This is a genomic window from Microbacterium sp. 2MCAF23 (assembly GCF_052115565.1).
Lineage (GTDB): Bacteria > Actinomycetota > Actinomycetes > Actinomycetales > Microbacteriaceae > Microbacterium.
Genome location: NZ_JBFRGY010000004.1, coordinates 42,431 through 56,452 on the forward strand (window position 1 = coordinate 42,431; position 14,022 = coordinate 56,452).

A 14,022-nucleotide genomic window follows, 5' to 3' on the forward strand; every position below is an offset into this window, starting at 1 on the left:
GCGCTCTTCTAGGCTCGGGTCATGAGCACTCCGCACGGATCCTGGCCCTCTCCGCTGTCCGCCGCCGGCCTCGCCGTCGCCGGCACGAAGATCGACGGCGCCCGGTACGCCGCGGGCGGGATCTGGTGGAGCGAGTCGGTGCCGCAGGAGCGCGGACGGATGCGTGTGATGCACCGGGACGCCGCTGGCGCCGTGCACGAGGTGCTGCGCGCGCCGTGGAACGCCCGTTCGCGCGTGCACGAATACGGCGGCGGCGCGTGGACGGTGGCCGAGGACGGAACCCTGCTCTTCGTCGACGGCGAGGACCAGCGTGTGCACCGCCTGGATCTCGGCGCGACGGCGCCTGTGCCGCTGACCGCGGCGGGGCCGCGCTACGGAGGGCTCCTGGTGCAGCAGGGCCGCCTGTTCGCGGTGCGCGAGGACCTGCGCCCCGACCCGCACCAGCGCGCGATCGTGGAGATCCCGCTGGACGGATCCGCGGCGGACGACGCGGCCGTCACCACGGTCCTCAGCGGCAACGGCTTCTTCGCGCACCCGGCGCTCTCCCCCGACGGTGCGCGGCTCGCGTTCGTCGCCTGGGACGAGCGCAAGATGCCGTGGGAGCGCGCGATCGCCTTCGCGGTGGACCTCGCGACGGGAGCCCGCTCCACGATTCCCGCGCGCGCCGCCCTGCAGCCCGAGTGGCTCTCCGACGACGAGGTGCTGTTCGCCGACGATGCGAGCGGTCGCTGGAATCTTCACCGCGCGCGGATCCCCGTGCAGCCGGCGCCCCCGATCCCGACGCCTCCCGCCATCAGGGAGGACTCGCCCTTCGTCGACGCCGACACCGGCGGCGGCCTGTGGGTGCTCGGGCAGCGCTGGTTCCGGGTGCTCGATGACGGCAGGATCCTCGCCGTCCGCACGAACGGATCCGATGCGCTCGTGCTGCTCGATGCCGACGGCACGCTCCTCCGCGAGCTCGACGTGCCGTTCAGCGGCGACCTGAGCCTGGAGGACTCCCTCGGTTCCCGCGCGCTGGTCACCGGACAGGGCGCGCAGGTCGCACCCGGCCTGTGGGAGCTGGACGTCGATGCAGGCACCGTGCACGCGATCCGCGGCGGAGACCCCGTGGATCCGGCCTGGGTGCCCGGGGCGCGTCCCGTGACCTTCGACGGGCCGCACGGCCCCGTGCACGCGTTCGACCACGCCCCGGCGAACCCCGATGTCGACGCGGATCCGCGCGCGCTGCCGCCCTACGTCGTGCACGTGCACGGCGGACCCACCGCCCACACGTCCGGCGCGCAGGCGGGCTGGATCACGTACTTCACGAGCCGCGGCATCGGCGTGCTCGAGGTGAACTACGGCGGCTCGACCGGGTACGGGCGCGCGTACCGGGAGCGCCTCGACGGCCAATGGGGCGTCGTCGACGTGGACGATGTGCTGGCTGCCGCGCAGGGCCTCGCCGATGCGGGCGTCGCGGATCCGACCCGCATCGCGATCCGCGGGGGTTCGGCCGGCGGATGGACGGTGCTGTCGGCCCTGGTGCGCGGCGGGGTGTTCGCCGCCGGCCTCGACCGGTACGGCGTCGTGGATCTGCGGCTTCTGGCCGAGGAGACGCACGACTTCGAGCGCTACTACCTCGACGGTCTTGTCGGCCCGCTGCCGGAGGCGGAGCAGACCTACATCGACCGTTCCCCGCTCACGCACGCGGATCGCATCGACGTGCCGGTGCTGATCCTGCAGGGCTCGGAAGACGCGGTCGTGCCGCCATCGCAATCCGAGGCGATCCGCGACGCACTCGCCGCCCGCGGAGTGCCGCACGAGTACGTGCTGTTCGAGGGCGAGGGGCACGGCTTCCGGCAGGCGGACACGATCGTCGCCGCCGCCGAGGCGGAACTGCGATTCCTGGGCGGTGTGTTCGGGTTCGACTCGGTGCCGTGAGAACTGGCAGCCGAGCCTGAACCCGGCTACTCCCCCAGGCGGTTGCGGCTGCGCATCGCGCGCTCCGCCTCGCGAGTGTCCTGACGCTCGCGCAGGGCCTGCCGCTTGTCGTACTCGCGCTTGCCCTTGGCGAGGGCGATCTCGACCTTGGCGCGTCCGTCGGAGAAGTACAGTCGCAGCGGGATCAGCGTGTAGCCGCCTGCGGAGACGGCGTGCGAGAGCTTCGCGATCTCCTCCTTGTGCAGCAGGAGCTTGCGGATCCGCTTGGCGGAGTGGTTCGTCCAGTGCCCCTGCGAGTACTCCGGGATGTGCACGGCGTCGAGGAACGCCTCGTTGCCCTTGATGAACGCATAGCCGTCCGTCAGGTTCGCACGTCCCTGGCGCAGCGACTTCACCTCGGTGCCGGTGAGCACGAGTCCCGCCTCGTACGACTTCTCGAGGTTGTAGTCGTGACGTGCGCGACGATTGGTCGCGATGACCTTCTCCCCGCGTTCCCTGGGCATGGTTGTCTCCTGGATCTGTGCCGTGCGGGCGCACGGCAGCCTGTCAGCCTATCAGGCTCGCAGCCAGCGACGTATCGCGAACCCGGCGCTGAGCGCGGCGAGGATCACTCCGATGCCGATGAGCACCGGAACCACGAGCAGTGCGTCCTGCCACCCGACCCAGGTCGTGATGAAGGCCACCCGCTTCGTGAGGTACTCCTGCACGCCGAAGTGCACGCCCAGCAGCACGGCGGCGCTCGCGAGCACCGATCCGATGACCGCGGCGAACACGCCCTCGAGCACGAACGGCGTCTGGATGAACCTGTTCGAGGCGCCGACGAGCCGCATGATCCCGATCTCCCGCCGTCTCGCATACGCCGACAACCGGATCGTCGTGCCGATCAGCAGCACGGCGGCGATGAGCATCAGCACGGCGATCCCGACGGCGATGTACGTCGCGACGGTGAGCGCGTTGAAGAGCGGATCCAGATACTCCAGCTGATCCTTCACCTCATCCACGCCCTTGATGCCGCTGAAGGCCTCGGCGATGACGGCGGACTGGGTCTGGTCCTTCAGGTTCACCTTGAACACCGCGTTGACCTGGTCGGCGGTGAGCACACCGGCGTAGTCCGTGCCGACGAGCTTCAGGGTCTCCTGGTAGGCCTCGTCCGCGGTCTGGAAGCTGCTCTTGGCGATCAGCGGCTTGAGCGTGTCACCGTCGAGCTCGGCCTGCACGGCCTTGATCTGGTCCTCGGTCGCGGTGCCGCCGATGCAGCCCGGCGACGTCGACACCGACGAGCACATGTAGATCGCGACCTGGGCGCGATCCTGCCAGTAGGCGCGCATCGTGCCGATCTGCGCCTGCATCAGGATCGCGGCACCCACGAAGGTGAGCGAGACGAAGGTGACCAGCACGACCGAGATGACCATGGAGGCGTTGCGGCGCAGGCCCGTGAGCGCCTCGCCGAGGATGAGTCCGAACCTCATGACGTCGGACCCACTTCCTCGTCGTCGCCGGTATCGAGTCCGAGCCGGTCGGCGACCCCGAGTTCGGCGAGGTCGACGGTCGGCACGGTGATGGGGCGCGTGGCGGGCCGCGCATCGTCCGACGGTTTGACCGTCGGCTGCTGAAGCGCGGACGCCGAGGCGGGAGTCTCGTCGCGGGCCTCGGAGGGGGCCGGAACCGGATCCGCGATCGCGGCCTCGGTTTCGCGGTGCACCTCGCGCACGGTCTGCAGTGCGGCCGTGGCCGCGGCCCCGCGGATCGCCTCGGGCGTCAGACGCGGGACGTTCGAGGTGTCGCCGTACCCGCCGCCGACCTCGTCGCGCACCATCTCACCGTCGCGCAGCTCGATCACGCGGCGCTGCATCTGGTCGACGAAAGCGGCCTCGTGCGTGGCCATGACCACGGTGGTGCCGCCGGCGTTGATCCGTGAGAGCAGCTGCATGATGTCGACTGAGGTGCCGGGGTCGAGGTTTCCGGTCGGCTCGTCGGCGAGCACGATCTGCGGACGGTTCACGATGGCGCGGGCGATGGCCACGCGCTGCTGCTCGCCTCCGGACAGCTCGTGCGGCAGGCGCTTCTCCTTGCCGCTCAGGCCGACGAGGGCCAGCGCCTCGGGCACCGCCTGCTGGATGAAGCCGCGGGAGGCGCCGGTCACCTGGAGCGTGAATGCGACGTTCTGGTAGACGGTCTTGGAAGGCAGCAGGCGGAAGTCCTGGAAGACGGATCCGATGCTGCGCCGGAAATAGGGGACCTTACGGTTCGCGATGGACTTCAGGTCGCGTCCGAGCACGGCGACGCGGCCGGACGTGGGCGACTCCTCGCGGAGGATCAGCTGGAGACAGGAGCTCTTCCCGGATCCCGACGCGCCGACGAGGAAGACGAACTCGCCTCGCTGCACCTCGAAATCGACCCCGGAGAGCGCGGGACGCTTGGTGCCGCGATAGCGCTTGGTGACGTTCTCGAATCGGATCATGGCGAATCGAGCCTAAGCGGGCGGCGCGCCCAGTCCGCGAGCGACACCCCACCGCGGCGGGTTCCCCGCTATGAGGTGGCTGGGATCGTCAGGACGGCTCGTTGCCGATGACGAATGCGAGGAACGTCACGATCGCACCGAGCAGCGCCAGCCCCGCTGCCGTCACGCCGACCGCACGCCATGCCCTGGTCGCGCTCATCCCGCGCACCTCCTCTGCCGCCCTGGAGAGCCTTCGATTCTACTGCCGTCGGCGGGGCGGCCACCAGGAGCTCGCGTTCAGAGCCGGATGAAAATCGGCGGACCGGAGCTCGCCCACGGGGCGTGGTGCTCGACGTAGCGACCCCAATCGGGCGAGTCGATGATGCCGCCGGCGCCGTCCCAGATGCCGATGTGCCGTCCGGGCCACCAGACCAGGTCGCCCGCTCGCGCCTCGTCGGCCGAGATCACGGTGCCGAGCGCAGCCTGGTTGTCGGCGCCGCGGGGCAGGCTGACGCCGAAGTGCCCGAACACGTACTGCACGAGTCCGTCGCAGCCGAAGGAGTCGCTCGGGTCGGCGCCCCAGCCGTAGGGCACGACGCCGACGAACGTCTGGGCGTACGCGACGATCGCCTCGCCGGAGTAGTTCTGCGGCGCCGCGGCCGCCGGGGTCGCGGATGCGGCGGCGGGCGCCGGATCCGGGGCGACGACCGGTGCCGGCGGCGTGTACAGCACGTCGAAGCTGGCACGGCTCGCGCTGGGCTCCAGCGCTGCGGAGGCGACCGTGTAGGTCTGCGGGGCCACGACGAGCGACACCGTGTGCGCCGCGGGCGCGGGCGCTCCCGGCGAGAAGGCGTACGCCGCCGTCGCCGCCACCGGGACGATCAGGGCCGCGATCGCGCAGCCGGCTGCCGTCTTCCGTGTCACAGTCATCGGGATTCTCCGTGTCACAGTCATCGGGTCACCACCCTACGACAATCACGGCCGCGGCACCCTGGAAAGTCCCTGAGCCGTCGGGCGACGGACGATCAGTCGTCGTCGTCCTTGCGCTTGCGCCACCGGATCCCCGCGGATATGAAGCCGTCCAGGTCGCCGTCGAACACCGTCGCGGGGTTGCCGGACTCGTGGCCGGTGCGCAGATCCTTCACGAGCTGCTGGCCGTAGAGGAAGTAGGAGCGCATCTGGTCGCCCCAGCTCGCGGTGATGTTGCCGGCGAGCTCCTTCTTCTTCGCAGCCTCCTCCTCCTTCTGCAGCAGCAGCAGGCGGGTCTGCAGCACGCGCATGGCGGCGGCGCGGTTCTGGATCTGCGACTTCTCGTTCTGCATCGAGACGACGATGCCGGTCGGGAGGTGCGTGATGCGCACGGCGGAGTCGGTCGTGTTGACCGACTGGCCGCCGGGTCCCGACGAGCGGAACACGTCGACGCGGATGTCGCCCTCGGGGATGTCGACCTCGGTCGCCTCCTCCATGAGCGGGATGACCTCGACGGCCGCGAAGGACGTCTGGCGCTTGTCCGCGGATCCGAACGGGCTGATCCGGGCGAGGCGATGCGTGCCTGCCTCGACCGAGAGCGTGCCGAACGCGTAGGGGGCGTCGACCTCGAACGTCGTGGACTTGATGCCCGCGCCCTCGGCGTAGGACGTGTCCATGACCTTGACGGGGAACTTGTGGCGCTCGGCGTAGCGCAGGTACATGCGCAGCAGCATCTCGGCGAAGTCGGTGGCGTCGTCGCCGCCCGCGCCGGAGCGGATCGTGATGATCGCAGCGCGCTCGTCGTACTCGCCGTCCAGCAGGGTCTGCACCTCGAGCTGGTTCACGGTCTCGGTGAGGGAGGCGAGTTCGGCGCGCGCCTCGGCGGCGGAGTCCTCGTCCTCCATCTCGTTGGCGAGCTCGATGAGCACCTCGAGGTCGTCGAGGCGCTGCTCGACCTCGGTGACGCGCTTGAGCTCCGACTGGCGGTGGCTGAGCGCGCTCGTCACCTTCTGCGCCTTCTCGGGGTCGTCCCAGAGGTCGGGCGCGCCGGCCTCCTCGCTGAGGCGTTCGATGTCGGCGCGGAGTGAGTCGACATCGGCGACCTCGCGGATGTCGCCGAAGGTCTGACGGAGGGCCGCGATTTCGGCGGAGAGATCAAGTTCGAGCATGGCGGTACCAGACTACCGTGGAGCTGTGATGGTTCGAGCGTCGGCAGTGCTGTGGAAGTTCGGACCGATGGTGTACCTGCCCACGCTGCTGTTCTCGCTCGGTGAGGGCGCGGTCCTGCCGCTCATCCCGGTGATCGCCGCAAGCCGCGGGGCGACGCTCGCCTCCGCCGGTCTCATCGCCTCGGCGCTGGTGGTCGGCCAGCTGTGCGGCAACATCCCCGCGGGCTGGCTGGTCGCGAAGGTCGGCGAGCGGTTCACGATGGTGGTCGCGGGTGCCCTGTCCCTCATCGGCGTGGTCGCGGGAGCCCTGGCGCCGAGCCTGGTCGTGTTCACCATCGCGGTCTTCGTGGTCGGGATGTCGGCGGCGGCCTTCGGGCTCGCCCGGCACGCGTTCATGACCACACGGGTGCCGGTCGAGTTCCGCGCTCGGGCGCTCTCACTGCTCGGCGGATCCTTCCGCGCCGGAATGTTCGTGGGCCCATTCCTCGCAGCCGCGCTGCTCGCCCTCTTCCGCACCGAGAACGCTGCACTGTGGTTCTTCGCGGTCCTGCTGGTCGCACTGATCCTGCTCGTGCTGTTCGGACCGGATCCGGAGGCGCAGGCGCAGTCGTCCGCGGCGGAGCACGAGGGCGCTGTCGAGGACACCGGCGAGGCCGTCAGCGGGTCGATCCCCACCATCGAGCGCGCGGGGGTGTTCCGCACGATGTGGCGCAACCGTGGCGTGCTGGGGCGCTTGGGACTCGCCGCGGCGAGTCTGTCGGCCGTGCGCTCGGCCCGCCAGGTGGTGCTGCCGCTGTGGGGCGTCTCGATCGGGCTGGACGCCTCCTCGATCGCCCTGGTGGTCGGCGTGTCCGGCGCGATCGACTTCGCCCTGTTCTATGCGAGCGGTCAGGTCATGGATCGGTTCGGACGGCTCTGGGCGGCGCTGCCCGCGATGGTGCTGATGGGCGCGGGCTTCCTCGTGCTCTCGCTCACGCACGACGCGGCCACGAACGTGCTCTGGTTCGGCATGATCGCGGCCGTGCTGGGCGTGGGGAACGGATTGTCCAGCGGCATCCTGCTGACGCTCGGCGCCGATGTCGCTCCGCAGTCGGAGCCGGCCGCCTTCCTCGGCTCCTGGCGCACGCTCACCGACGCCGGCGGGGCGATCGCTCCCCTGCTGTTCTCGGGCATCGCGGCGATCAGCTCCCTCGCGATCGGCGCCGCAGCCATGGGCGCGATCGGCGTGCTGGGCGCGGTCGGGTTCCTGCGGTGGATCCCCCGGTTCGTGCCGCGGCGCACAACGCCGTAGAGCCACCGCAGACGGTCATCGCCCGGCACGGCCGATCCCCTATCACGTCCTCCGCCCCGACGCAGCCCGCACTCCGCTTCCGCGTCGCATCACTAACGTGGAGAGCGAGGGAGGTGCCCGATGGCACGCAGAAAGCACGAGAGCGGGATCCGCGCCGCGGCCTCCGAGGTCCGCGAGCAGGTGTACGCCCTGGACACTGCCGTCTTCTCGGCCGTCGCGACGACGCCGAGCCCGGTCCTGGACCGGTGGATGCCGAGGCTCACGAATGCGGCGGACCACTCCGCGCTCTGGCTCCTGATCGCCAGCGGGCTGTACTTCACCGGCCGCAGTCGTGCCCGCCGCGGAGCGCTGCGCGGCGTCGTGACGCTGGGTGCCACGAGCCTCATCGCGAACCAGCTCGCCAAACGCCTGCACCACCGAGAGCGCCCGATCCGCGCCCTTGTCCCGATCGGCCGGCTCTCGCGCAGGACTCCGCTCTCCTCATCGTTTCCCAGCGGGCATTCCGCGAGTGCGGCGGCCTTCGCCGCGGGTGTCTCCGCCGAACTCCCTGCCGCGAGCGTCCCGCTGCACGTGCTCGCCGGGCTCGTCGGCTTCTCCCGCGTCGCTACGGGAGCGCACTACCCGTCCGATGTGGCTGCCGGGCTCGTCCTGGGCAGCACGGTGGCGGCGATCGGACGCCGCCTCGTACCTCCCGTGCCGCCGCCTGCCGTGTCGGAACCGCGAGAGCTCGACCAGCTGCCGCCCCGCCCTCGGGGCCGAGGAGTGACCCTGGTCGTCAATCCGGCGTCGCACAGCGGGCGCGGCGCTACCCTCTCCAGAAGTCTCCGCAGGGTCCTGCCGGAGATGCGGATCGTCGAGCTGAAAGAGAGCGACGATGTCGATGCGGTGATGCGCGCAGCGGCGGCCAAGGCTGACGTGCTGGCCGTCGCCGGCGGGGACGGAACCGTGGCGGCGGCCGCGCACGCCGCCGTCGAGAGGGGCGTGCCCTTGGCGGTGTTCCCGGCCGGCACCTTCAACCACTTCGCCCGGACCATCGGCGCTGATCGGGCAAAACGCACCGTCCAGGCGATCAGGCGGGGCACCGCCGACAAGGTGGACGTCGCCTACCTGAACGACAGGATCTTCCTCAACACGGCGAGCGTAGGTGCCTACACGGACTTCGTGCGCATCCGCGAGGGCCTGGAGAAGCGGATCGGGAAGCCGTTGGCGGCGCTCGTCGCCGGGTGGCGGACGATGAAGAAGGATCGCACCGTCTCCATCACCGTCGACGGCACGACCCGGGATTCGAGTCTGCTGTTCATCGGCAACGGTCAGTACGAACCGCACGGCTTCGCCCCGAGTGCGCGTGAAGATCTCCAGGACGGGCTGCTCGACGTCCGGATCCTCGACGTGTCGAACCGCTGGTCGCGCTTCGTGGTCCTGCTCGCGACACTCACCGGTCAGCTGCAACGGGTGAAGCAGTATCACGAGGTCGCGGCCCCCGAGCTCGAGATCACCCTCCCGAACGGGCCGGAGCGCATCACCCGCGACGGCGAGGTCGGCGAGGCGAGCGACGTGCTGCGGATGAAAGCCGTGCGGCGGGCGCTGACGGTCTATCGGGTGCGGGCCGACGGCTGAAGGCCACTACTCGAGCGCGGTGCGGCTGGTTCCCGTGGACTGGATCGTGAGCATCGTCGGCACGAAGTCGCTGAGCAGCGGAGGCGCCCAGGACGCACGCACCGTCACGCGGGCCGAGAGCCCGTCGGGGCTGCCGGCCGAGACCAGCTCCGTGCGGTCGTCGATGATCCCGATCACGGCGCGCGCCTGGTCGGCGATCTCCACGTCGTCGAGCTCGGCACGGATCGCTTCGCCGTCGATCTGCACCCGGAAGCCGTCGGCTCCGGCCAGCGCCGCGGCGTCGGCCACCGAGTCCAGGCGCTTCTGCGCGATGTAGAGATCCGTCGCGCAGACGCACACATAGATGAGCGCGATCGCGAGCACGACATATCCCAGAATGAGCGGCATCGTGCTGCCGTGTTCGTCGTCGAGCAGCGGGGTGCGCCGTCCGCGGGGCTCGCCCAGTCCACCGATTCCTCGGAGTTCGCCGGGTTCGCCGACTCGGCCCCTGCTCCGCATCGCGCTCATCCGCCGGTCCAGGTGCGCGAGACCTTGTACGCCGAAGACGCCTGCACCGGCATGCTGCCGACGCGATCGAGTCCGAACACGGGCGGCACGAACGGAAGCGCGACCTTCGCGGTGACCGTGACCACGACGGTCGCACCGGCCGACGGACACTCCGCGCCGAGCGGCGCGCACTGGATGTCGACGTCGACGGTGGCCGGATCCATCCCGTACTCCTCGATCGCGGACTGCACCGCGGCGTCGGCACGGGCGCTCGCATCGGCGCCATCCATCGCCGCGCTCATCGTGCGGGCCGTGTGCCGCGCCGCCGACTCGACGCCGAGCATCTGAGACTGGATCGCGCCGAGCGCGAGCACGAGATAGACCACCGGCACCAGCAGGATCACGCCGAGACCGATGAACTCGAGCGCTGCGGATCCGGTCTCACCCGACATCCCGACGTCAGGCGCCGGACAGTCGATGCGGTCAGCGCTCGGTGAACGACTCCACGGGAGCACGGCCGGTCACCTCCAACCCCGACGGCACCCCGAGCAGGCCGATGAGCGGCAGCGTCGTCTGCACGGTGATCTCCATGGTCGGCACGCCCAGTGCGGCCGTCTCGTGCACGGTCACGTCCTTCGCGTAGTCGGCACCGACGGCACGCCCGATCACGAGCACAGTGCGCTGCACGCCCTCGCCGGGCTCGGTGTCGGCGAGGGCCGCGACGTGCGCGCCCTCGACAGCCGCATCGTGCACGACGTTGCGCACATAGACCGCCAATGCGAACTGCAGCACGCCGAGCGTGAGCGCCGTCAGCAGCGCACCGACGAGCACGAACTCGACCGGGCTGGACCCTCGGTCGTCTTCGAGCACGTCGCTCAGCCGCCGCACGCCGCCCATGGTCGCGTCAGAGTCCGCTCACGCGCGCGATCGCCTGCTCGAACAGGTTCGTGAGGGCGGGTCCGGCGACGGCCCAGATCAGCACCACCAGTCCGGCCGTCATGAGCGTGATCAGCACCCAGCCGGGGACGTCACCACGTTCCGGATCGTCGAGGTCGTCGAAGAGGGGCGGCTCGAGCCGAGCGGAGGTGCGATCGCTGAACATGTGGGTTCCTTTCGTGGAGGCCGAAGCAGGAAGCGCGGTCAGCCGATGCCGAGCCGCAGGATGAACACGCCGGGAAACACGGCGAACAGGACGGAGAGCGGCAGGATCAGGAACACCAGCGGGAGCAGCATGAGGATCTCCTTGCGTCCGGCCTGTTCGATCAGGCCGCGCTTGGTCTCCTCGCGGGCGTCCGACGCCTGCGCCTGCAACACCGCCGCCAGCGGGGCTCCCCGCTCGAGTGCGGCGATGATCTGATCCACGGCGCGTGTCAGCGGGGGGATCTGCAGCCGCTGCGCGCAGTCGCCGAGCGCATCGGCGAGAGACGATCCGGTGTTCACCGCGAGAATCACGCCGCGCAGCTCCCCGCTGAGCTCGCCGGATCCGGCCTGCCCGACCCGGCGCAGCGCATCCGGCAAGCCCTCCCCTGCGGACAGACACAGGGCGAGGAACTCCAGCACCGTCGGCAGCTCCTCGGTGAGCCGCCCGACGCGCGCCTTCGCCCGGGCGCCGAGCAGGACATCGCAGGCGACGCCCGCCGTGATCGCGGCGAGTACGGGCAGCAGCGCGACCGGCGCGGACATGCGTCCGGCGATCACGAGCGCGACCGTGGCCGCAGCACCGACGCCCAGTCCGACGAGAACCCAGACCAGCTGGCGACTGCGGAAGGCGCCGGGTCCGCCCGGCAAGCCCGCCTGCGTCATCCGCAAAGCGACTCCGGCGTCGCCGCCGCCGAACAATCCGAACGCGCCCTTGACACGCGCGGCCCAGGATCCGCCGGCCGGCATCCGCCACGGCAGGCGCTCGGCCGGATCCGTGAGATCGGCGACATCGCGGACGTGCGGGGCGATGCGGGTGCTGAGGTTCGCCCAGCGCCAGCGCGGGAAGGCGGCCAGGACGAGCAGCAGACCCGCGGCCAGCAGCCCGCCGAGCAGCACGGCGACGGCGACGTCCGACAGCGCGCTCATCGGAACCATCTCCGCGGCTCCGGCAGCCGGCCGATGCGCAGCATGACCCGGAAGGCGACGAACGACACTGCGGCGCCGCCCAGGATGAGCGCCACGCCCTCGGGACTGGAGTACGCCTCGACTCCCTCGGGACGCAGCAGGAGCAGGGCCAGGATCACCCACGGCGCGATCGCGCCGAGCACGGCCGCGCCACGAATCCAGGACTGCCGCGCCTCCACCTCGGCACGCAGCGCGGCCTCCGCCCGCACGGAGCTCGAGAGCGCCCGCAGCACGGTGCTGAGCTCGGTGCCGCCGACCTCCCGCGCCATGCGCAGCGTCTCCACGATCCGATCCCCGACCGGATCCGCGAGCGCCTCCTTGAGCTTCACCGCCGCCGCATCGAACCGCCCCGTCGCATGCAGATCACGCGCGAAGGCGGCGAACGCCGGGCGGAGCGGAGCAGGCGCAGCCTCCTCCAAGCCGGCGACCGCGTCGGGCAGCGGCATGCCGACCCTGATCGACGCGATCAGGAGATCGCACACATCGGGCCACAGACCGCGCCGCAGCCGCAGCAGGCGCTGTCGCCGCGACCGCAGGAACACCAGCGGTATCGCGGCCCCCGTCACCGCGATCACGAGCGCGAACGCCGCGGTCGCCGTCGTCAGCCACGCCACCGAACCCGCGACGAGACCACCCGCGACCATGCTCACCCCGAGCACACGCGCATCCGCACGGAACCCGGCCTCGCGCAGCAGCCGGGTCGCCGCTCCGGTGCGAGGAGTGCGCACCACGCGGCTCCCGGCGGGCCACAGCCACGGTGACGCCGCCAGAACCATGCCCGCGGCGAGCAGCGCCCCCATCAGCACCGTCATGCGAGGTCCCCTTCGGCGACCATGCGCGAAACGGAATACGGGGCCGACTCCGCATGCAGCACCCGGTGGGTGATGCGTCCGTCCGCATCGACGCCGAGCGGCTCGATCACCTCGGCGACGAGCCGGCTTCCATCGGACTCCCGACGGCAGTGCACGACGAGATCGACCGATGCCGCGAGCGCCGGCGCGATGAACGCACGATCGATGTTGCGGCCGGCGAGCAGCGGCAGCATGGTCAGCTTGTCCAGCGCCTCCGCCGCCGAGTTCGCATGCACCGTCGCCGCACCGGGGATGCCGGTGTTCAGCGCCAGCACGAGGTCGAGCGCTTCGGCATCGCGCACCTCGCCGACCACCAGCCGATCCGGCCGCATGCGCAGCGCCTCTTTGACGAGACGGCGCAGCGTGATCTCACCCGTCCCCTCGAGGCTCGCCTGACGCCCCTGCAGTGCCACGAGATCCGGTGCCTGCACGCCCAGCTCGAAGGTCTCCTCCACCGTGATCACGCGCTGCTCGCCGCATTCGGCGACCAAGGCCGCCAACAGCGTGGTCTTGCCCGCATGCGTCGGCCCCGATACGACGACGCTGCGCCCCGCGCGCATGGCGTCGGAGAGCATCGCCGCGACCGGAGTGGGCACCATCCCCTGCGCGACCAGCGACTCCAGACTCCGATACCGCGGCACGAACTTCCTGATGTTCACCGCCCACGAGCCCCGCACCACGTCCGCGATCGCGACGTGCAAACGGGAGCCGTCCGGAAGGGACGCATCCACGAACGGCTGTCCGATGTCCACACGCCGGCCCGTGGAGTGCAGCATGCGCTCCACGACATCGCGCAGCTGCGCCTCGGTCAGGGTGATCGGCACGCGCTCACTGCGCCCCTCTCGGGCGATGAACACGCGGGAGGGGCCGTTCAGCCAGATCTCCTCGATCGTGTCATCCTCGAGCAGCGGCTGCAGCGGACCGTATCCGGCAACCCCCGCGAGGATGTCCCTCACGCACGCCGCCTCGTCGTCGATCGTGGCCGTGCCGCGAGCCAGCGCCTGATCGTTGTGACGGCGCACCTCGAACTGGGCGATCCGCCGCGCCTCATCCGGATGGACCGAAGGATCCGTCCGCTCGGCACGCAGCCGGGCGCGCACCCTCTCGGTGACGGCAGCGGTCGACAGGCTCACCCCTGCATCGTCGCAGGAACCGAGGGCCGGCCTCGGAAGT

Annotated in this window: 15 protein-coding genes; 3 read left to right on the top strand and 12 right to left on the bottom strand. The window is 70.8% G+C overall.

What is annotated here, in order from left to right; genetic code table 11:
* Positions 1–21 precede the first annotated feature (21 nt).
* Positions 22–1,920, top strand: a complete 1,899-nt coding sequence (locus AB4078_RS04865; RefSeq protein ID WP_441976181.1) for a S9 family peptidase — start codon at positions 22–24, stop codon at positions 1,918–1,920.
* A gap of 26 nt (positions 1,921–1,946) precedes the next feature.
* On the opposite strand, the gene smpB is transcribed toward AB4078_RS04865, so the two are convergent.
* From smpB to prfB, 5 genes are all read right to left on the bottom strand, one after another.
* Positions 1,947–2,423, bottom strand: a complete 477-nt coding sequence (gene smpB, locus AB4078_RS04870; RefSeq protein WP_045272294.1) for an SsrA-binding protein SmpB — start codon at positions 2,421–2,423, stop codon at positions 1,947–1,949.
* A gap of 51 nt (positions 2,424–2,474) precedes the next feature.
* Positions 2,475–3,389, bottom strand: coding sequence for a permease-like cell division protein FtsX (ftsX, locus tag AB4078_RS04875; protein ID WP_441976182.1), 915 nt, complete (start codon positions 3,387–3,389; stop codon positions 2,475–2,477).
* The gene (gene ftsE / locus AB4078_RS04880) at positions 3,386–4,381 is read right to left on the bottom strand and encodes a cell division ATP-binding protein FtsE (protein ID WP_441976183.1); all 996 of its coding nucleotides are present in this window, start codon (positions 4,379–4,381) and stop codon (positions 3,386–3,388) included. The genes ftsX and ftsE overlap by 4 nt, the downstream gene beginning before the upstream one ends.
* 276 nt (positions 4,382–4,657) lie before the next feature.
* Positions 4,658–5,290 (bottom strand): C40 family peptidase, encoded by a 633-nt coding sequence (locus AB4078_RS04885; RefSeq protein ID WP_440734481.1) that lies wholly within the window; start codon positions 5,288–5,290, stop codon positions 4,658–4,660.
* 95 nt (positions 5,291–5,385) lie between these two features.
* A complete protein-coding gene (gene prfB / locus AB4078_RS04890) occupies positions 5,386–6,498 on the bottom strand; it encodes a peptide chain release factor 2 (protein WP_441976184.1) in 1,113 nt (370 codons plus the stop codon).
* Positions 6,499–6,526: 28 nt separating this feature from the next.
* On the opposite strand from prfB, the gene AB4078_RS04895 reads away from it, so the two are divergent.
* Both AB4078_RS04895 and AB4078_RS04900 read left to right on the top strand, forming a co-directional pair.
* Entirely contained in the window at positions 6,527–7,789 is a 1,263-nt protein-coding gene (locus AB4078_RS04895; RefSeq protein WP_441976444.1) for an MFS transporter, read from the top strand.
* Between the two features lie 120 nt (positions 7,790–7,909).
* A complete protein-coding gene (locus AB4078_RS04900) occupies positions 7,910–9,406 on the top strand; it encodes a bifunctional phosphatase PAP2/diacylglycerol kinase family protein (protein ID WP_441976185.1) in 1,497 nt (498 codons plus the stop codon).
* 6 nt (positions 9,407–9,412) lie between these two features.
* Here AB4078_RS04900 and AB4078_RS04905 read toward each other — a convergent pair whose 3' ends face one another.
* Genes AB4078_RS04905 through AB4078_RS04935 form a run of 7 tightly spaced genes read right to left on the bottom strand, consistent with a single transcriptional unit; the run spans position 9,413 to position 13,982 of the window.
* The gene (locus AB4078_RS04905) at positions 9,413–9,913 is read right to left on the bottom strand and encodes a pilus assembly protein TadG-related protein (protein WP_441976186.1); all 501 of its coding nucleotides are present in this window, start codon (positions 9,911–9,913) and stop codon (positions 9,413–9,415) included.
* The gene (locus AB4078_RS04910) at positions 9,910–10,344 is read right to left on the bottom strand and encodes a TadE family protein (RefSeq protein ID WP_441976187.1); all 435 of its coding nucleotides are present in this window, start codon (positions 10,342–10,344) and stop codon (positions 9,910–9,912) included. Before AB4078_RS04910 ends, AB4078_RS04905 begins: the two co-directional genes overlap by 4 nt.
* Positions 10,345–10,375: 31 nt before the next feature.
* Positions 10,376–10,789, bottom strand: coding sequence for a TadE family protein (locus AB4078_RS04915; RefSeq protein WP_441976188.1), 414 nt, complete (start codon positions 10,787–10,789; stop codon positions 10,376–10,378).
* Between the two features lie 7 nt (positions 10,790–10,796).
* The gene (locus AB4078_RS04920) at positions 10,797–10,994 is read right to left on the bottom strand and encodes a hypothetical protein (RefSeq protein WP_441976189.1); all 198 of its coding nucleotides are present in this window, start codon (positions 10,992–10,994) and stop codon (positions 10,797–10,799) included.
* A gap of 38 nt (positions 10,995–11,032) precedes the next feature.
* Positions 11,033–11,959, bottom strand: a complete 927-nt coding sequence (locus AB4078_RS04925) for a type II secretion system F family protein (RefSeq protein ID WP_441976190.1) — start codon at positions 11,957–11,959, stop codon at positions 11,033–11,035.
* Positions 11,956–12,810, bottom strand: a complete 855-nt coding sequence (locus AB4078_RS04930) for a type II secretion system F family protein (protein ID WP_441976191.1) — start codon at positions 12,808–12,810, stop codon at positions 11,956–11,958. Before AB4078_RS04930 ends, AB4078_RS04925 begins: the two co-directional genes overlap by 4 nt.
* Positions 12,807–13,982 (bottom strand): CpaF family protein, encoded by a 1,176-nt coding sequence (locus tag AB4078_RS04935; RefSeq protein ID WP_441976192.1) that lies wholly within the window; start codon positions 13,980–13,982, stop codon positions 12,807–12,809. Before AB4078_RS04935 ends, AB4078_RS04930 begins: the two co-directional genes overlap by 4 nt.
* Between the last annotated feature and the right edge of the window lie 40 nt (positions 13,983–14,022).